At 36.8% G+C, this 18,639-nt stretch carries 16 protein-coding genes and 1 tRNA gene; 16 read left to right on the top strand and 1 reads right to left on the bottom strand.

From position 1 onward, the window contains the following. Nucleotides 1–388: 388 nt before the first annotated feature. Nucleotides 389–464 (bottom strand) — tRNA-His (locus ABMY41_RS18985). A gap of 278 nt (nucleotides 465–742) precedes the next feature. On the opposite strand from ABMY41_RS18985, the gene ABMY41_RS18980 reads away from it, so the two are divergent. The 16 genes from ABMY41_RS18980 (at nucleotide 743) to rfaH (ending at nucleotide 18,489) form a co-directional block, all read left to right on the top strand. Then, on the top strand, nucleotides 743–1,561 hold the full coding sequence (locus ABMY41_RS18980; protein WP_054563554.1) for a mechanosensitive ion channel domain-containing protein: 819 nt from the start codon (nucleotides 743–745) through the stop codon (nucleotides 1,559–1,561). A 36-nt stretch (nucleotides 1,562–1,597) separates the two neighbouring features. Beyond that, nucleotides 1,598–2,377, top strand: coding sequence for a DUF481 domain-containing protein (locus ABMY41_RS18975; RefSeq protein ID WP_058583923.1), 780 nt, complete (start codon nucleotides 1,598–1,600; stop codon nucleotides 2,375–2,377). 127 nt (nucleotides 2,378–2,504) lie between these two features. After that, nucleotides 2,505–5,177, top strand: coding sequence for an SLBB domain-containing protein (locus tag ABMY41_RS18970; RefSeq protein WP_287242921.1), 2,673 nt, complete (start codon nucleotides 2,505–2,507; stop codon nucleotides 5,175–5,177). Between the two features lie 25 nt (nucleotides 5,178–5,202). After that, complete coding sequence (locus tag ABMY41_RS18965) at nucleotides 5,203–6,141, top strand: Wzz/FepE/Etk N-terminal domain-containing protein (protein ID WP_287242917.1); 939 nt, start codon at nucleotides 5,203–5,205, stop codon at nucleotides 6,139–6,141. Nucleotides 6,142–6,206: 65 nt separating this feature from the next. Then, on the top strand, nucleotides 6,207–7,199 hold the full coding sequence (locus ABMY41_RS18960) for a sugar transferase (protein WP_349275894.1): 993 nt from the start codon (nucleotides 6,207–6,209) through the stop codon (nucleotides 7,197–7,199). After that, nucleotides 7,199–7,942 carry a glycosyltransferase family 2 protein gene (locus ABMY41_RS18955; protein WP_287242915.1) on the top strand — a complete coding sequence of 248 codons (744 nt, stop codon included), beginning with the start codon at nucleotides 7,199–7,201 and terminating at the stop codon, nucleotides 7,940–7,942. The genes ABMY41_RS18960 and ABMY41_RS18955 overlap by 1 nt, the downstream gene beginning before the upstream one ends. Before the next feature lie 70 nt (nucleotides 7,943–8,012). Beyond that, nucleotides 8,013–8,876, top strand: a complete 864-nt coding sequence (locus ABMY41_RS18950; RefSeq protein ID WP_287242913.1) for a glycosyltransferase family 2 protein — start codon at nucleotides 8,013–8,015, stop codon at nucleotides 8,874–8,876. Nucleotide 8,877: 1 nt separating this feature from the next. Next, a complete protein-coding gene (locus tag ABMY41_RS18945) occupies nucleotides 8,878–9,828 on the top strand; it encodes an EpsG family protein (RefSeq protein ID WP_287242911.1) in 951 nt (316 codons plus the stop codon). Continuing rightward, entirely contained in the window at nucleotides 9,828–10,997 is a 1,170-nt protein-coding gene (locus tag ABMY41_RS18940; RefSeq protein ID WP_349275892.1) for a glycosyltransferase, read from the top strand. Before ABMY41_RS18945 ends, ABMY41_RS18940 begins: the two co-directional genes overlap by 1 nt. Nucleotides 10,998–11,175: 178 nt before the next feature. Beyond that, nucleotides 11,176–11,913: an ATP-grasp fold amidoligase family protein gene (locus ABMY41_RS18935; protein ID WP_349275898.1), complete on the top strand. Its 738-nt coding sequence runs from the start codon at nucleotides 11,176–11,178 to the stop codon at nucleotides 11,911–11,913. Nucleotides 11,914–11,967: 54 nt separating this feature from the next. After that, complete coding sequence (locus ABMY41_RS18930; RefSeq protein ID WP_287242909.1) at nucleotides 11,968–13,134, top strand: nucleotide sugar dehydrogenase; 1,167 nt, start codon at nucleotides 11,968–11,970, stop codon at nucleotides 13,132–13,134. A gap of 60 nt (nucleotides 13,135–13,194) precedes the next feature. Continuing rightward, nucleotides 13,195–14,247, top strand: coding sequence for a polysaccharide pyruvyl transferase family protein (locus tag ABMY41_RS18925; protein ID WP_349275890.1), 1,053 nt, complete (start codon nucleotides 13,195–13,197; stop codon nucleotides 14,245–14,247). Beyond that, nucleotides 14,244–15,188, top strand: a complete 945-nt coding sequence (locus ABMY41_RS18920) for a nitroreductase family protein (protein ID WP_349275888.1) — start codon at nucleotides 14,244–14,246, stop codon at nucleotides 15,186–15,188. Before ABMY41_RS18925 ends, ABMY41_RS18920 begins: the two co-directional genes overlap by 4 nt. Further along, nucleotides 15,185–16,603 (top strand): oligosaccharide flippase family protein, encoded by a 1,419-nt coding sequence (locus tag ABMY41_RS18915; RefSeq protein WP_287242904.1) that lies wholly within the window; start codon nucleotides 15,185–15,187, stop codon nucleotides 16,601–16,603. The genes ABMY41_RS18920 and ABMY41_RS18915 overlap by 4 nt, the downstream gene beginning before the upstream one ends. Further along, nucleotides 16,596–17,831 (top strand): glycosyltransferase, encoded by a 1,236-nt coding sequence (locus ABMY41_RS18910; RefSeq protein ID WP_349275886.1) that lies wholly within the window; start codon nucleotides 16,596–16,598, stop codon nucleotides 17,829–17,831. Before ABMY41_RS18915 ends, ABMY41_RS18910 begins: the two co-directional genes overlap by 8 nt. Nucleotides 17,832–18,003: 172 nt before the next feature. Then, nucleotides 18,004–18,489 (top strand): transcription/translation regulatory transformer protein RfaH, encoded by a 486-nt coding sequence (rfaH, locus tag ABMY41_RS18905; RefSeq protein ID WP_287242900.1) that lies wholly within the window; start codon nucleotides 18,004–18,006, stop codon nucleotides 18,487–18,489. Nucleotides 18,490–18,639: the final 150 nt, after the last annotated feature.

Genomic DNA, 18,639 nt, shown 5'->3' with positions numbered 1-18,639 from the left:
GAGAAGAGGCACAAGGGCGCGAATACATCATAGGGCCGAGGTAGCTCCTCATTATGAGCCCGCATATAAGTACGCAGTCTGACAAAATTACCGAAGGGTATTGTGCAATAGGAGGAGTCCATATAAACGGCTTTAGCCGTGAATTATCTTAGGGACTTCGGCACTAAAGTACCTCATGCATCGTAGGCGTCACGCTTGCTTGGCGCGTCTTACATTCAACACCTATCTGAAGGGTGGAATGTATTGCGATCAAACAACACAGTTCGGCTCAAAACTGACAGCTGAAAGCTGACGGCTTTTTGAATTGAAAACAGGTGTTAAAGAAAAATCTTGAAATTCAAAATAAAAAATATTTAAGAAAATATAGGGATTTACTAAGGGGGAGAAGTGGGGCGACTGATGGGGCTTGAACCCACGACAACCGGAATCACAATCCGGGGCTCTACCAACTGAGCTACAGCCGCCACTGAGATACACCTCGTTTGGTGTGGCGCGCATATTACATAATTAAGGTTGGCTTGTGAAGCCCTAAATTGAAAAAAGTAGAAAAAACTTATTTGCCTCAGAAAATTCAGAAAACCATCATTGGTCAGCTCGCGTTCAGTTTCGCAGATTAGACTTGCGGTTTTTGTAATTGAGCAAATACTCATTTCGTAGTTTTATGCGTAATTTAATGATTTTTAACCAAAGATCATATATAATTTGTACAGCGTGATGCTACAAATGAACTTCAGGAGAGAACATGGATACAATAATGAACTGGATCAACGAGAATTCAGGTTTAATCATACATTACGCCGTTCAGGCGGTTCTAGCGCTAATCATTTTCTTCATCGGTGGTCGCATCGCTAAATTCTGCGAAGGCTTAACTGAAAAAGCATTTGATAAAAAGAAAGTCGATAAAGCTGTAGGTTCATTTGTTGCTAGTATTGTCTATGCAATTGTATTTGCTGCAACAATCTTAATGGCACTATCTCAATTAGGTATTGAAACTACTTCATTCATTGCTATTTTAGGTGCGGCAGGTTTAGCTGTAGGTTTAGCACTTCAAGGTTCATTATCTAACTTTGCATCAGGTGTTTTAATCATCTTACTTCGCCCTTTCAAATCAGGTGACTATGTAGAAGCAGGTGGTAAAGCGGGTACAGTTAAGAAAATCGAAATTTTCTCTACAGAATTACGTACACCAGACAACAAAGTAATTATCATGCCTAACTCATCAATTATGGGCAGCCCAATTACAAACTTCTCTCGTGAATCAACTCGTCGTATCGATTTAGTTATCGGTGTTGGTTACGATGCAGATCTTAAAGAAGCAAAAGCAGTACTTAAATCAGTTTTAGATAAAGAAGAGCGCTTATTAAAAGACCCAGCATACACAGTAGCGGTATCTGAGCTTGCAGATTCAAGCGTAAACTTTGTGGTTCGCCCTTGGGTTAACTCAGCTGATTACTGGCCAACGTATTTCGACTTAATGGAAAACATTAAGATCGCATTAGACGATGCCAACATCACAATCCCATTCCCGCAAATGGATGTTCATTTGCACAAAGAAGACTAATAAGTCTAACGTACAAGTCGTAAAGGTTATTTTTTAATGAAATTAAAAGCATTATCAATTCTAGTTGCAGCAAGCGCTGCAACTAGCGCATTCGCAGCAGATGAAACCAAAACTTGGGATGTAACCAGTGAATTAGGTGCTATCGTAACAAGCGGTAACACTGAAACAACCACACTTAAAGGTGGTATCAAGGTATTACATAACCTAGAAAACTGGAATAACGAGTACAAGTTAGACGGCATCTACAAAGAAGATGAGATCGAAAACGACCAAGGTGTAAAAGAAACACAGCGTACCAACGAAAAGTACTCAATTTCAGCGCAAGGTAACTATAAATTAAACGAAAAGCACTCACACTTATTCATCTACGGCTCACACGTATCTGATTACTTTGGTGCATATCGCAACGAGTCAGTAATCTCAGCGGGTTACGGTTTACGCTTAATCGACCGTTCTGACATGTGGCTAAACGCTGAAATCGGTCCGGGTTATAAGTACTTCCAATACCCAGACGACAGCACTGAAGTTGATGAAAACGGTAATTCACTTGCAGGTGAGCGCGAAGGTGAAGCAATCGCACTAGGTAAAGTTGATTACAACTGGCAGATTTCAGACAGTGCACGTTTTACTCAGTTAGTATCAGTTGAATATGGTGATACCAATACTAAAACACGTTCAGAGTCTGCAATCCTTGCTAAGATCAACGGTTCACTACAAATGAAAGTGGCATATAACATCACCCACAACTCAGATGTTGCCGATGATAAAGAAAACACGGATACAGAAACGTCATTAACGTTGGTTTACAGTTTTTAACTAAATAAGCCATTTTGTTGACAGTTTAATGACAAAAAGGGACGTTTGTCCCTTTTTTATTTTCTTTAGTTTCAGGTAGAATACCCAATCTTTTTTTACTGTAGAACTATGGATATCCCTACTTGTGATGTTTTTTAAAAGACTTTTCATTACTTTTTTGCTGTTAACTTCCGCATCAGTATTGGCTTTTACTCCAACGGCTTCACAAATCGAGCAATTTAAAAAGCTTCCTAAAGCTCAACAAGAAGCACTTGCTAAGCAGTATGGCGTTGATTTGTCATCTATCAGTAATCAAAGCTCCGCAGCTAACGATAATTCAACTGAGACAGCCCCGAGTATTTATCCACGCTCTGTAAAAGTTGAAGAGCCTCTTACAGAGGAAGAAAAATTCAACCCTGAAGCAGAGAGTATAGTTCCGTTTGGTTACGATTTGTTTGCAGGTGAGCCAACTTCATTTATGCCAAGTGAAAATGCTGCTGTTCCAGATACTTATTTGATAGGTCGAGGCGATACTCTAAATGTTAACTTTTACGGAAAAGAGAATCAGAGCTTCGAAGTAACAGTAGACCGCGAAGGTCGTATTAGTATTCCTAATTTAAGTCCTGTTCAAGTTGCTGGCCTTACTTTCTCAGAAGTAAAAGAGCTAATTAAATCTAAAACCGAACAAGAAATCATAGGAATTAAAGCATTTGTTTCTATTGGAAAGCTTCGAAGTATCCGTGTGATGGTTTTAGGTGAAGCCTATAAACCAGGTAGTTATAGTGTTTCTTCACTCACAACGGTTTCACATGCTTTATTTGTAAGTGGTGGCGTATCTGATATTGCCTCTCTTCGTAATATTCAAGTAAAACGGGCTGGTAAAGTAGTTGCTAATTTTGATTTGTACGATTTATTAATAAATGGTGATAGCAGTAACGATATCATTTTAAAACCAGGTGATGTTGTGTTTATTCCACCTGTTGGTTCACAAGTTGCTGTTGAAGGGTTAGTAAAACGCCCTGCTATATTTGAGCTAAAAAAAGGTGAAACAGCGGCGCAGTTATTAAAAATGGCAGGCGGTTTAAAACCACAGGCCTACGCAAAAAAAGCAATTGTTGAACGCTTCAATAACAATAATATGAAAGAAGTGTTATCAGTTAACTTTAGTAGCGAAAAAATTGATTACATTCCTCGTGACGGCGATCGAGTTCGTTTTAACCCTATAAGTTTGCAATACCAAAACAGTATTAGCTTGATCGGTGCTGTTGCTCGTCCAGGTCACTACCAGTGGCATCAAGGTAAGCATATTTCTGATGTTTTAACTTCAGTACGTGGTGATTTATTACCTCAAGCTGATTTGGCTTATGGCCTATTAGTTCGAGAAATTAATATTGCTGGAGACATCGAGGTTTATCAATTTGATATTGCTCAAGCTATCGTGAAAGTTCCAGAGCATGACTTAGCCTTACAAGTTAACGATAAGCTAATGGTTTTTAGTCGTTATGAAAGTAAATTTGACGAAGATATAGCTCTGAAAAATATGGCTTTGAGCGAAGAGCAACAAATTCAGCAAACAAAAGTAAAGCAATGGCACTCATTTCAAAAGTCAGAATATGAAAAGTTTATAGGTTTAAAATCAACGGAAGTTAAGCAGGATAATGAGAGCGAAGTAAAATCTGTTGCCGAAATTTCTAAGAACAAAGCAGCACAGAGAAAAGATAGCCTCAAGCCTGAAGAATTCGCACTGTTTAGCCGTCACAACTTATTAAAGCCAGTTATAGCAAAATTAAAGCAACAAGCATCAGTAAGGTCAGCAATTAAACTTGTTGAAATCAATGGCCATGTGACCTATCCAGGTGTGTACCCACTTACAAATGGAAGTGAGGTTAATGAGTTGATCGCTGCTTCAGGTGGATTACTTGAATCGGCCTACTTAAAGCAAGCAGAGATAACTCGAGTAGTATCTAGCGGTGCATCAGAAATTGAGCATATAAAATTTAATTTGAGCGATGCAATGTTAGGTAAGCCTGATGCGAATAAATTATTGCAGAGTAAGGATAGTATTAATATTTTTGCAGTGCCTAACTGGCAAGAAAATGTAAAAGTTGAGCTAAAAGGCGAAGTAAGGTTCCCTGGTGTTTACACCATTAGACGCGGTGAGACACTTACAAACCTACTTGAACGCGCAGGAGGCTTCTCTAAGTTTGCTGAACTAAATGCCGCTGTATTCACTCGAGAGTCAATTCGTAAACAAGAACAACAACAGCTTACGAAATTATCTGAAGAATTACGCCGAGAAATCGCATCTAAGAGTTTTGAAAACTCGAATAATAATAAAACCCCTGCATACAGTGAGATGACAAAACTATTAGATGATATAGCAAATGTTGAAGCCGTTGGACGATTAGTAATTGATTTACCTCTTATTGTAGAAAACAAGCAAAACCTAATTCTTCAGGATGGAGATAAGCTTTATATTCCTAGTAAAAGAGACTCTATTAGCGTAATTGGCGAAGTTAACTACGCAACATCTCACTTATATAAAAATGGAATTTCTGTTGATGATTATATTGACTTAAGTGGGGGCCTCAAGCAGCGAGCAGCCGAAGATCGAGTATATATAATTAAAGCTAATGGCTCAGTAAAAATACCGGGTAATGGCAGCTGGTTTGCTGTGAATAACTCTGACCTACTGAGTGCTGGAGATACCATTGTTGTACCTCTAGATTCTGGCTATATGAATGATTTAACGCTTTGGAGCACCGCTACACAAATAGTGTACCAAATGGGTGTTGCTGTTGCTGCAATTAGTAGTATTTAAAAGTTTATAAGGCCAAACAGAAATTATGGAAAAGTTAGAAACAGGAGTAGTAAGTACAGTTACTCCTAGCGATGAAGTTGATTTAAAGGCGTTGTTTATTTATTTGTGGAATAAGAAACTAATTATTTCATTAATAACCTTTATTTTCGCAGTTTCATCTGTCGCTATTGCGCTTAATTTGCCTAATATTTATCAAGCTGAGGCGTTGTTAGCGCCAGCAGAAGACGATAAAAATAGCGGATTAGCGTCACTTGCTGGTCAATTTGGAGGATTGGCAAATCTAGCCGGTATCAATGTTGGAGGGTCTGGTAATAAGGAAGTAAAACTAGCTTTAGAGGTTTTAAAGTCAAGAAAGTTCAGCAGCCAATTCATTGAAAAGCATGATGTTCTAAAGGAGTTAATGGCTACAGAAAGTTGGGATATTACAACAAATACGTTGTCGTTTGATCCAGCTTTATATGACCAAAAAACAGGTAAGTGGGTAAGAGAGGTTAGTTTACCATTCAAACCTAAGCCTTCAATGCAAGAGGCCCATGAAAAATATCTAGAGAAAGTAATAGTCGAAGAGGATCAAGAAACAGGGATGATCAAGCTTGCAGTTCTTCACCATTCGCCTTACGTAGCGAAGCAGTGGGTTGATTGGCTAATCGATGATATTAATTTAGTAATGAAAGCCAGAGATGTAGCAGAGGCGAATAAAAGTGCAGAGTTTTTAACTCAGCAAATATCTAAAACTGATGTATTTGATATTAAATCTGTACTTTACAAGTTACTAGAAGAGCAAGCAAAAACAATCATGTTTGCTAATGTCAGAGATGAATACATTTTCAAAACTGTTGATCCTGCAGTTGTTCCCGAAAGGAAGGCGAAGCCTAGGCGCGGATTAATTTGTATCGTAGGTACAGCCTTAGGAATGTTTTTTTCAGTTTTCTTTGTTTCACTTGGTTATTTATTCAGAAATTAACTTGAGTATATTTTCTTCACTCTTTTATTTAAGTGATTCAAAGCGTATTTAGGATTAAAAGATAAATGTTGCATTATAAATTCAGTGAGACTGAAGACAGCTCATTGCTTTTTGAGCAGTTAAAGAAAGGGCGCTCAGTAAAAGCACCAAAATATGCATATTGTTCAAAAAATGTCTATGTATATTGCCCAGAGAGTAAGCTTGGTTTGTTAAAGGAAGCATTGAGTGAATACAAAATAAACTTTATTTTTAATGATTACTCACTGGTGAACTTAGATAAAAAAATCATTACTCATTTTGACAATTCAAAGTTATCTGAAGACAAAAGAAACTTCTTAGTTACCGCAACTGAGCTAGGTGCTTGGGTTGAGCCTCTTGTTAGCTATTTAGATAAAAGAATGGGGTACACTGAAGTTACTCTGTTACAAAGTAGCTACTTCTTACATCAGAAAGCTTTTTCAATTTTAAATAATAAAAGAACTCAGGTATCTAAGCGTATTATCGATGTAGTTCTGGCTACATGTTTGATTTTGTTATTTTCACCTATTGCGCTGATTGCTTATATTTTAATTAAACTTGAGAGTCCCGGCCCTGCTATTTATAAACAGAAGAGGGTTGGGCAATATAATGAAGAGTTTAAAATAATAAAGTTTAGATCGATGCGTGTTGATGCTGAGCGTGACGGTGCTAAATGGGCAAAAGAGAATGATGACAGAATAACTAAAGTTGGGCATTTTATTCGTAAAACCCGTATCGACGAAATACCGCAATTGATCAATGTTATTAGAGGTGAAATGTCTATCGTTGGGCCTCGTCCTGAGCGAGAAGTTTTTATTGAGCAGCTTGAAAAGTCAATACCATACTATCGGTTTAGGCATGCGGTAAAGCCAGGTGTGACAGGGCTTGCGCAAATTCGCTACCCATATGGCGCTTCATTAAATGACGCGATTTGGAAACATAAATATGACATCCACTACATTAAACATCACAGTACAATGGATGATTTGAAAATCATATTTAAGACCATCAAGGTTGTTTTATGTGGTATGGGTCGCTAATGGAACCTTTAGTCTCTATTATTATGCCTGCTTACAATGGGCAAAAGTACATTGCACAGAGTATTGAATCTGTTTTGGCACAGACCTATACAAATTTTGAGCTTTTAATAACTGACGATAGATCCACCGATCAAACTATTAAAATTATTAAAGGGTACATGGAGCAAGACTCCAGAGTTGACTTAGCTATTTTGCCTAAGAACTCAGGTGCTGGCGTAGCTAGAAATAATAGCATAGAGCGTGCTAAAGGGCGCTTTATCGCATTTCTTGATTCAGATGACTTGTGGGCTGCAGATAAGCTAGAAAAGCAAATAGCATTTATGATTGCTAACAATGTGGCGTTATCTTTCACTGGCTATCAAAAATTTGATGATGACAAGTTGTTAGGTGTCGTAATTCCGCCTACTTACACCACTTACAAAAAATTATTAAATGGCAATGTCATTGGTTGTTTAACAGCCGTCTATGATAGCCATATTATCGGCAAGCAGTACATGCCTAGTATTCGCAAACGACAAGATATGGGCATGTGGTTAAATATTCTTAAGAAGGTACCTAAGGCATATTCTTTACCGGAAAACCTTGCAAAGTACCGTGTTAATGTAGGCATGAGTAGCAATAAATTTGAGATACTAAAATGGCAATGGCGACTATATAGGGAAGTAGAAAACTTGCCTATATTTGCTTCTATCAAACATTTTTTACTCTATGCACTCAACGGCTATGTAAAATACAAAACTTAAGCTTATTCTTAAGTTTTAACAGTTAAAACTAGTGGTTACTTCTCTTTCATATATGGAACATATTTTTTAAATGCCTTTAATATCCGTCATCATTCCTTTTTATACAAAGACTCAAGGGTTATTAAAAAATTCTGTATCAAGTGCTCTTTCTCAGTCAGTGCATGATATCGAAGTTATAGTAGTTGATGATTGCTCACCAGTTAGTGCTGTTGATGAACTTGCTGAGATTAAAGATGAGCGTTTGAAAGTTGTTAAGCACTCAAAAAATCAACATGGTGGTATTGCTCGTAATACTGGTGTTAAAGAGGCTGAAGGTAAATTTATTGCGTTCTTAGATTATGACGACGTTTGGTACGCAAACAAGCTACAAAAGCAATATGAATTATTTATATCTGAAGATAATGAGCATAACTCTAAAGCGGTAATTTACTCAAAATGTAAAATTATCGATGGTAAGAGAGAGTTTACACGCCCAAGGCGTAAAATTGAGCAAAACGAGCCAGTTGGTGATTACTTATTTTGTGCACAAGAAATAATACAAACGAGTGGCTTGTTTCTTACTCGAGAGCTTGCTTTAGAGGCTCCATTCGATAACCTTAAGCGCCATCAAGATTATCAGTTTTGTCTATCACTTGAAGCCGCAGGAGCTAAGTTCGTCTTGTTAGATGAAATTGTATATGACTTCATTCAAATACCTAAGCAAATTGATTATAACTTTGCTCTTTCTTGGTTAGAAAATTATAAGCAATTTTTATCAGTTGACGCAATGAAGGGCTTTAAATACTTGGTTGTAATAAGGGCAATGATAGCAGCAAAAGAGTATAAAAAAGCCATGAAATTCTCTTACGATAATAAGCTGCTATTGCTTTTCTTTAAAGCTTTAATAAAAAGAACTGCCAGGTTAACGCTAAAGCAACTCAAGGTTGTTAAATAACATGAGTTGGCACGTTAAAAAAACAGATTACTACCTGTTTTTTTTGAAAGTTACATTACTATGTATTTTGTTCATGGTAATGAATTTTGATAAGTCATTAAATGCTGATTACGGTAACTATTTAGCCAACTATGAGCATGACTGGTGGCAGTTTGAACTTGGGTTTGAGTTTGTTGCTTACCCTTTTAAACTTGTTGAGGCCGACTTTTTAACATTTTGGGTTTTTTCACTCATTCTAGAGTCAGTATTAATAGCTATATTATTTAGAAATAACACAATATTTTTATTTGCATTTCCTAACCTACTTTTTATCTCACAAGGTTTTTTGGGCACGCAAATACGATTTGGAATAGCTGTTTGCTTATTTTTAGTTATTTTTTCGTTCTTTTATAAGAGTAAGAGGTTTTGGCTGATCTCAGCAGTCAGTATTCTATTTCATAATGCCGCAGTAGTAGTATACTTTTTAGCTAATTCTGTGCGTTATTTATTAAACTCTGAAAGAAATATGTTTTTAAAGCGAAACCTATTTTGGCTAGGCTGTTTTGTGTTATCAATAACTGGGTTGAGCTTGTTAATGGATTATATTTTAACGACACTAGGTTATGATTATTACGTTGGTACAAAATACCAAGAGGGAAAGTCTTTAAGTTCAATTTTGTATTTGTGTATGTCTTTCTTATTGTTGCTTTTTTTATTGAGCAGAAAGATAAGCAAAGAATACTCAGAGTATGTCTATTTAGGCTTTGTTTTAGTTGTTTTTAGCCTTATATTTGCTAAGTCATCTATTATATCTGGACGTTTTACCCTTGTTTACTCAATTGTTGAGCCATTTGTTTTATTTTATTTTTATAACCATATAGGCAAGAAAAAATATTTCTTTCCTATATTTATCATGTATTGCTCTTTTTGCTATTTAAAATTAATAACATTTAATCCTAAGGCTTTTTTGTAATGAAGATTGTTGCATTCGTTGGCGAAACTTTTTACTCGAATAATGGCTGTTATTACACCAAACAAACCTCTGCAGCTTTTATTCAAGATGCCGTAGGAGCTGAATCTGTTTATGTTTGTTCACCAAGCCAAGCTGTTGATACGCCTCCAGAAGGGTTTAGTACAGTTGTAAATGAAGATCATTTTTATTCATTTCCCAGCTATTCATCTACTAAGGACTTTGCGCTTAAAAGTATTTTTAACCGTGATTATATCAATAGCTATAAAGCAAAAGCCGACAAGGTAATTAGTGAGCATAAAGGTGCTTATTTTTGGATTCGTACCCCATCAATTGGCAGTATTATTTTTGGTATTCAAGCCTTAAAAGCAGGTGAAAAAGTAATTAACCACATGTGTGCCAATGCCTCTAGCACATGGCGCGATAGCAAATACTCATTACCAGAAAAGCTCTTTGGGTTTTTGTTCTCGCGATATTTACGCTTTAAGTTAGGGCAAATTTGCAAGCATAAAAATACAATTAATTTATGCACAGGTGACGTTTTAGAAGACTTTAGTGCAAAGCACTCGCCTGATAATACATTTCAATTTGTTGATCTAATGGCTAAAGCGCCTGAGCATCATGACCACCCTGTATCTAACAGAAAGCCGCTAAAAGTTCTCTTCCTTGGAAGAATAGTTAAAGACAAAGGGGTATTAGATCTCATTGCTGTTGCTAGTAAATTAAAAGGTTTAATAGACGTTACAATAATTGGCAATGGCCCCGGTTTACATGAAGCACAGCAAGAAGTAGAAAAACAATCATTACACGAGAGTGTTCATTTTACTGGGCAGCTTGCACACAGTGATTTAGGTCAATATTTCACAAATACATCTTTAGTGGTCGTGCCTTCTAATAACCATTATGAAGGCTTCCCTAGAGTCATTATGGAAGCATGGGCTTATAAAAAACCGGTAATCGTTTCACATGTGGGTGGTATAAAAGCGTTCGTTAAACACGGTGAAAACGGCTTAATTTTTAAACCTGGTAGTCAAAAGGAATTATATGAGTCTCTTTTGAGCCTAGTTGAAAGTGACAACCTATATTCTCATTTAGAGTCTGGGGCACAAAGCATGGCAAAATATTCAAACCAGCAATATTGGTTAGATAGATTGTTAACAATAATCAAATAAAAACAGTGAGTTAAATTAAGCGGCTTAGCAAAATGCTAAGTGGAAACTGGATAAAGGCTAAGTGAAAAAATTCATCTTAAAATTTTTAGTACCCTTGATTAAGTTAATTCCTCTTACGGTGAGAATTAAGTTTTTCTATTTCATAAAGTTTAGGCGCTTTCCTAAGCTTTCTAAGCCTATGCTTTACACTGAAAAGTTACAGTGTAGAAAGCTTAATATGAAATCAGAATATAGTTTGCTATCTGATAAGTACCAAGTAAGAGGCTTTGTTACAGAGAAAGTAGGTAAGGAACACTTAGTTCAACTCTACGGGGTGTTTAATCACTTTAGCGAAATAGACTTTAACTCATTACCAAATAAATTTGTAATTAAAACTAACTTTGGTAGTGGTTCAGAGCATCTAGAAATTGTTACCGATAAATTTGCTATAAATTGGCCAGCAACTGAGCAGAAATTTAATGAGGCAATGGCATCATCATACATTGGTGCAATCCTCGGAGAGACTCAATATGACGATATACCTAAAAAAATAATAGTCGAAGAGTATATTGAAAATAACGGTGAAGATTTAGCTGACTTCAAATTCCATTTATTTAGTAATGGAAATGGCTTTTTGCAAATTGATTTCGACCGATTTTCTGATCATAAGCGAAATTTATATGATTTATCTTTTAATAAGCTGGACGATGAGTTGCTATTTCCATCAGGAGATTACGTATTACCATTACATGAACACTTAGTTGAATTAAAAGAGGTAGCAACTAAGTTAGCTAAAGGTTTTGATTATGTAAGGGTCGATTTATACCTTGCTAATAACACAGTTTTATTTGGTGAAATGACTTTTACACCAGGAAGTGGCTTTGAGCCGTTTTCATCTACATCTACAGATTTAAAGTATGGAAGCTACTGGCGTTAGCTATACAGCAGTTAATTCAGTCATATAATTACACTACATATATAAAGGGTCATTATGAACATCGCAATTGCAGGCACAGGGTATGTTGGGTTGTCTAACGCAATGTTGTTAGCACAATCAAATAAAGTTGTTGCGCTTGATATCGTTGAGCAAAAAGTTACATTACTGAATTCGGGTAAGTCACCGATAGCTGATGCCGAAATTGAAGACTTTTTACAAAATAAAACTCTAAACTTTACGGCAACAACAGATAAGCAAAGAGCCTACGAAAACGCTGATTTTGTAATTATAGCGACACCAACAGATTATGACCCTGAGACTAATTACTTTAATACAAAATCGGTTCATGCTGTCATAAACGATGTAGTAAAAATAAACCCTAAAGCTGTAATGGTGATTAAATCGACAGTGCCCGTTGGTTTTACAGAAAGTATCAAGAAAGAATTTAATACCGATAACATTTTATTTTCGCCAGAATTCTTGCGCGAGGGTAAAGCGCTTTACGATAACTTGTATCCATCTCGTATTATTGTTGGCGAACGTTCTGAACGAGCGGCTCAGTTTGCAAATTTATTAGCTGACGGCGCTATAAAAGAGAACATAGAAACTCTATTTACAGACTCAACAGAAGCCGAGGCTATAAAACTATTTTCAAATACTTACCTTGCTATGCGTGTTGCTTATTTTAACGAGCTTGACAGTTATGCAGAAAGCCATGGCCTTAATTCAAAGCAAATCATCGAAGGTGTAAGTTTAGACCCTCGAATTGGTAATCATTATAACAACCCTTCTTTTGGGTATGGTGGTTACTGTTTACCTAAAGATACCAAGCAACTCTTAGCAAACTATAAAAATGTACCAAATAATATGATACGCGCTATTGTGGATGCTAATGCCACGCGAAAAGACTTTATTGCTGATTCTGTCTTAGCAAGAAATCCAAAGGTAGTGGGTATTCATCGCCTTATAATGAAAACAGGCTCAGATAATTTTAGGGCTTCGGCAATTCAAGGCATTATGAAGAGAATTAAGGCTAAAGGTATTGAAGTAATAGTGTATGAGCCAGAACTAAAAGAAGACACATTTTTTAACTCAAAAGTGACACATAGCTTATCGGAATTAAAAACTAAAGCCGATGTCATTATTGCAAATCGCATGGTCCCTGAACTGCAAGATATTGCTGCAAAGGTCTACACGCGAGACTTATTTGGTAGCGATTAACCTCATTTACATTGCTCTAATTGATTATTTTTAACTGAATCCTGGAAAATGATGAAAACATTGATAAAAAATCTCCTACGCCCAATTTATAGAATTTATTTATCACGTAAGAAAAAGCGTGAGTTTGCACAAAACTTAGAGAGAATAACTCAAGAATTAAAAGCGCCGGGCAAAAAAATCATTTACGCGATCACACCGCCGAGTCGTTTAAAAAACATCGGAGATCAAGCACAGTTTGTTGCTATAGAGGCATGGTTGAAAAGGCACTTTCCAGAGCATGCAATTGTCGAAGTAGATAAAGATGAAGCAACTTGGCTTACTGATAGCTATAAATCACTTGTAGATAGTAGCACGCCTATTGTTCTTCATTCTGGTGGTAATATGGGCGACCGTGCCATGTGGAGCGAGACCTCTCGCCGTATCATGATAGAAAGCTTTCCTGATAATACAGTGCTTAGTTTACCGCAAACAATCTATTTTCATGACACAGACTTCGGCCAATTACAAAAGTCAAAAACAGAAGCTATATATAATAACCACAAAAACTTAACCGTGGTTGCAAGAGACAATAAATCGTCTGATATTGCTAATGAAATGTTCCCTAAGTGCAAACTTGATAAAGCGCCTGACTTTGTTCTTTCTTATAACGAACAAAAAGAGCCAGAACAAACTAACGGCAAAATACTTTACTGTATGCGAAAAGATTCAGAGTCGGCATACACGCAAACTGATTTAGAGCAACTATTTGCATCTGCTGATAGACCATATGATGTATTCGACACAACGATACCAGAGGCAATCACAAAGGAGCAAAGAAAAGCAGTACTTGATGATACGCTAACTATGTTTAGTCAATATGACTACATAGTAACTGATAGGTTTCATGGCTTAATATTCTCTGTTTTATGCAAAAAGCCAACAGTTGTTCTACCGACAGTAGATCACAAGTTAACCTCAGCATTTGACTGGTTTGATGAAGTTAAATTCGTTAAATTTGCGCATAAAATTCAAGATGTGCCAGCAGTAACGCAAGATGTTCTGGCTGTACAAGAAAGAACCACGCCAAATTGGAATGAACTGCACTTTGATAAATTAGTTAAATACATAAAATGAAAAAGCTGTTAAAAAAACCACTTAAAAAAATATTAATTAAAGCAGGATTAAAAATGGATCCTGCTAAGCAGTATTTATATTCTTCGGTACCGCCATATAAGTTGATCACAAACTTAACCGAAGAAGAGCTGCTGTCTTTAATGCGTCATGAAGCCCACAGAATCGAAAAGTCGATTTATAACGATATATTCGAGAGTAAATTTAATATTTACAACGAAAAAGCGAAACGTATAAAAGAAATTTGCAAAGAGCTAGAGCAGCGCAATTTAGACGAAAATGAACCAACATTGGTCTGGGCAAAGCAAATTTTAACAGCCTTTAATGATTTGAAATCTAATTTTATTGAGCCGTATAGCAAAGCGCCACAAAGTTATGATTTGTCAAAAGCGCAAGAATATGTGGATTTTGTGCAGCAGCGACGAAGTGTTCGAGTGTGGCACGATAAACAGCCTTCTAAAGATGAGCTAGAAGCCCTTGCTGATCAATGTATAGACGCAGCAAGATGGGCACCAAGCTCTGGTAACAGGCAGCCTTGGCAATTTAAAGTGCTGACAGAGCAACAAGATAAAGACCTACTCAAAAAGATAAAAGAAGAGCATTGCACATCGGCGCCATTACTTATTTTTATTGGCATGGATCGTCGCCTTTATGGCTCATTATCACTAAAGCAATTTGAAACAGCTTTATATATTGATGCGGGTGCAGCCATCATGAATATGGTTGGAACAGCACAAAGTACCGGAATGGGGACGTGCTGGAATCACTTTGGTCGCGACATGATCGACTCAAGAGAAATAAATAAAAAGATTTATCTTAACTTTTGTGAGCACATGGCTATTCCAGACTATATAGAACCGGTGGCTATTTTAGCGATTGGCGCGCCCGCTTATATGCCGCCGACACCTGCGCGAGTAAAAGTGCAAAGCTTAAAAATAGTATGATCATATCTGCTGCAAAGTGGCAAACAGGAGCCACTTTTATCACATTTGCATTGAGTTTGCTGCAGTTAACTGTATTAGCTAGAGTGTTTGATGCCAAAGCCTTTGGTTATCTTGCGATAGTCATGGTTTGTGTGAATATATATCAAACTTTGTCAGACTTAGGCATGGCCAATTACTTGGTTTTTGTACAAAAGGTAAGTAGTGCTTTAAATTCAACGGTCTTTTGGGTTTGTTGTTTGGCAGGTATTGTACTTTGCCTGATAATGCAGGTTACTTCAGGTTTAATTGCAAACTATTATGACATGCAAGGCTTGAGTTATTTACTCAATGTTGCAGCCTTAGCTTTGATACCCGTTTCGTTAGGAGCTCAATTACAAGCTCGCTATATGCTCGAGTATAAATTAAGTGCGCTTGCAAAGTTTGATATAACTGCAAGGTTAATATCAACAAGCTTCGTGATTATTGCAGTAACAGTGTTCGATTATGGGTTGGATGCTGTGGTATTTGGTGTGGTGATATCTGCATCTGTAAAACTGCTGCTATTAGCTTTATTTTCTGACAAAGCTTGGCTTCCACAGTTAAAGTTTAGTAAACAGCATGCGTTGCAAGCCTGGGGCTATGGTAAATTTCAGGTGGGCTCTCAGATACTTAATAAGCTTAGAGAAGAGCTAGATATCATTATATTAGGTATGTTTATTGATGCTGCTAAGTTAGGTTTGTATAGCTTAGCAAAGCAGTTAGCCCAAAAAATAGCATCACTCATTGTCCCGATAGTTAGAAAGCTAACCTTACCGCTCATTGCCAAAAGCAGATCTAACCTAAAAAATTTAACGTCGGTAGTATATAAGTCGCATTGTATATCAACTGTGATGCTTGTTTTCCCACATATACTGCTATTGTTTGTTGCTCAGCAAGTAACCGTTTTGTTTTACTCAGAGCAAAAGCTAGGTGCAGCTGAGTATTTAATACCATTAACTATTTTTTACATGTTACGTTCAGTTGGTGGAGCTTTAGCAGGGAGCATTTGCCAAGGGTTAGGTAAGACCAATATCGACTTCTACTGGAATGTGAGTGTTTTTTTCATCTACGCAATAGTCGCCTTCATCAGCGCCCAATTTAGCGAACTGTATACAGCATATAGTTATGCAATTATTCAGTTACTGTTACTTAATGCCGTGTATGTTTTGTTTTATAAAAACACGGTGAGTTTAGCTTACTCGCGATACATAACACCCATAATAACAAGTTTGCTAATTTCACTACTCATATGTGTTGGGTTTATGTTTACCCTAAATACAGCGCAGTTAGTTATAAGTGACTCGCTAACTGCAAGTGCAATTTATGTACTGTTATGTACCGGCGTTTATGCTGTGTATTGCTTAAAAAAAATAAGGATCTGGAGTCGTCATGACTAAAAAAGTCACCTTTGTTGTAAATGAGTTTCCGGTACTATCTGAGACATTCGTAATTGAGCAGGTGTGTGCCTTAATTGATAAAGGTTTTGATGTAAACGTGCTTGCTTGTAAAAAAACGAGCGATGCAAACCTTACTCCTAAGTTTAAACAGTATAAATTAGAGCAAAAATTAACTTACCTAGATACATTTGCGAGCGGGGCAAAAGGCAAGTTGCAAATGTTAAGCTCTCTGGTTAAAAACTTTTATGTAATCAAGAGCAAAAAAGACTTTATAAAAGCGCTATTTTACAGCGTTAAGAACAAAAACATGTCGTCGCTTAGGCAGTTGGCAATATGTGCGCAGTATGCAAAGACGCGCTTTGATACTGATTTTGTTATTTGCCACTTTTTACCCAATGGTCATTTAGCTTATGCGCTGAGAAAATTCAGCGGACTACATTGCGATACCATAGCAACGATTGCTCATGGCTATGATATTAGCTTGTATAAAGTACTCGCTAAATGGCAGTACGAATATTCTAAACTGGTGGCAGGTACAGAGTTACTATTACCAATTAGTGAACGCTGGGCAGATATACTCATTAATAAATTCAGCGCAGATCCTGGTAAAGTTAAGGTTCAACATATGGGAGTGAATATTAATCATTTTAATTTTTCTCCTCGTAATATTAGCCCCGAAAACGGCCCTATTAAGCTTATTGCTGTAGGCAGAGCAACAGAAAAAAAAGGCTTAGAGTATGCGATAAGGGCTATATCTCAAACTGAGAATACGCATTTATCTATTGTCGGTGGTGGAGAACTGTTAACTGAATTAGAACAGCTGATCCATCAGCTAAAAGCAACCGATAAAGTTACTTTGCTAGGCCCTTTACCACACGAAGACGTACTTAAATTACTCGCTGAATCGCAAGTGTTTATTTTACCATCTGTAACAGCAAAAGATGGCGATATGGAAGGAATACCGGTCGCGCTTATGGAGGCAATGGCGTCGGGGCTACTTGTTTTATCGACGAATCATTCGGGCATACCAGAGTTAATCGAACACAAGAAATCAGGTTTACTGGCAGATGAGCGATCTGTAGCACAGTTAGTGCATAACATTAATTATGTAACTAATAACGCAGAAAGTATGGGGGAGCTCATAGTAAATGCGCGAAATAAAGTTGAACATGATTTTAATAACAACGAGTTAAATGAAAATCTGGCAAACTTAATTGTTAACTCATAACTTAAAGCTAAGTTTAAACGCGTACTATCTCTCGGAATAGAGGTTTATTGAGTAACCAAAAATGTAGCACTTTGTAATAGACACGCCTAAATTCTCTGCGTATAATCGCTGGCTCATAAAAATCAATCCATTTGGATTGGTTTTAAGGAACATGAGCATTTTAGGTGTGGCTATGGAAAGTTGGTACTTACTTTTTTGTAAATCAAAACAAGAACAAAGAGCAAAAAATAACCTTGAAAACCAAGGTTACGAAGTTTTCTTTCCTGAACATAAAATAGAGCGAATCGTAAAAGGTCGCCGATCAATTCGTACATCTCCTCTTTTTCCTAGTTATTTATTCATTAAGTTAGACTCGCAAAATTGTAACTTTTCTGCGGTAAAAAACACCCGCGGTGTAAGTGGCTTTGTTGCTTATGGTCATAAATTTCAAATTGTACCTGAGCAGCTTATTGCTCATCTCAAATCTATGAGTGATATGAGTGAGGTAACATCAACGCTACCAAAAGCTGGTGATGTTGTTTATCTAAACACAGAGTCATTTAAAAATGTTCAAGCAATTTATCAAGAGCCAGACGGCGACATGCGTAGTATTTTGTTGGTCAACTTGCTAAACAAACAAATCACTGTAAGTGTAGAAAATAAAGAAATCAGTTTATAAGTCGTGATTTAAAACGGCATTAACGTAGGAGATGTATGGACTCCTCCCCCAAATATAGTGAGTACGGTATAAAGAAATTGGACAATTACTTTTACCAATAAGGAATCCATACATGTCAAAATTTAACCTAATTAGCATCGACTTGGCAAA

Origin of the sequence: Pseudoalteromonas sp. BZA4 (assembly GCF_040104395.1) — a bacterium.
In the GTDB taxonomy this organism is placed as follows: Bacteria; Pseudomonadota; Gammaproteobacteria; order Enterobacterales; family Alteromonadaceae; genus Pseudoalteromonas.
Note: the sequence above shows the minus strand (reverse complement) of the source record. Positions and strands in the feature narration are given on the sequence as shown.

Excerpts from the sequence above, each read along its gene's own strand:
- ABMY41_RS18980 (WP_054563554.1), top strand. The coding sequence starts at position 743 with ATGGATACAATAATGAACTGGATCAACGAGAATTCAGGTTTAATCATA.
- ABMY41_RS18975 (WP_058583923.1), top strand. The coding sequence starts at position 1,598 with ATGAAATTAAAAGCATTATCAATTCTAGTTGCAGCAAGCGCTGCAACT.
- ABMY41_RS18970 (WP_287242921.1), top strand. The coding sequence starts at position 2,505 with ATGTTTTTTAAAAGACTTTTCATTACTTTTTTGCTGTTAACTTCCGCA.
- ABMY41_RS18965 (WP_287242917.1), top strand. The coding sequence starts at position 5,203 with ATGGAAAAGTTAGAAACAGGAGTAGTAAGTACAGTTACTCCTAGCGAT.
- ABMY41_RS18960 (WP_349275894.1), top strand. The coding sequence starts at position 6,207 with ATGTTGCATTATAAATTCAGTGAGACTGAAGACAGCTCATTGCTTTTT.
- ABMY41_RS18955 (WP_287242915.1), top strand. The coding sequence starts at position 7,199 with ATGGAACCTTTAGTCTCTATTATTATGCCTGCTTACAATGGGCAAAAG.
- ABMY41_RS18950 (WP_287242913.1), top strand. The coding sequence starts at position 8,013 with ATGCCTTTAATATCCGTCATCATTCCTTTTTATACAAAGACTCAAGGG.
- ABMY41_RS18945 (WP_287242911.1), top strand. The coding sequence starts at position 8,878 with ATGAGTTGGCACGTTAAAAAAACAGATTACTACCTGTTTTTTTTGAAA.
- ABMY41_RS18940 (WP_349275892.1), top strand. The coding sequence starts at position 9,828 with ATGAAGATTGTTGCATTCGTTGGCGAAACTTTTTACTCGAATAATGGC.
- ABMY41_RS18935 (WP_349275898.1), top strand. The coding sequence starts at position 11,176 with ATGCTTTACACTGAAAAGTTACAGTGTAGAAAGCTTAATATGAAATCA.
- ABMY41_RS18930 (WP_287242909.1), top strand. The coding sequence starts at position 11,968 with ATGAACATCGCAATTGCAGGCACAGGGTATGTTGGGTTGTCTAACGCA.
- ABMY41_RS18920 (WP_349275888.1), top strand. The coding sequence starts at position 14,244 with ATGAAAAAGCTGTTAAAAAAACCACTTAAAAAAATATTAATTAAAGCA.
- ABMY41_RS18915 (WP_287242904.1), top strand. The coding sequence starts at position 15,185 with ATGATCATATCTGCTGCAAAGTGGCAAACAGGAGCCACTTTTATCACA.
- ABMY41_RS18910 (WP_349275886.1), top strand. The coding sequence starts at position 16,596 with ATGACTAAAAAAGTCACCTTTGTTGTAAATGAGTTTCCGGTACTATCT.
- rfaH (WP_287242900.1), top strand. The coding sequence starts at position 18,004 with ATGGAAAGTTGGTACTTACTTTTTTGTAAATCAAAACAAGAACAAAGA.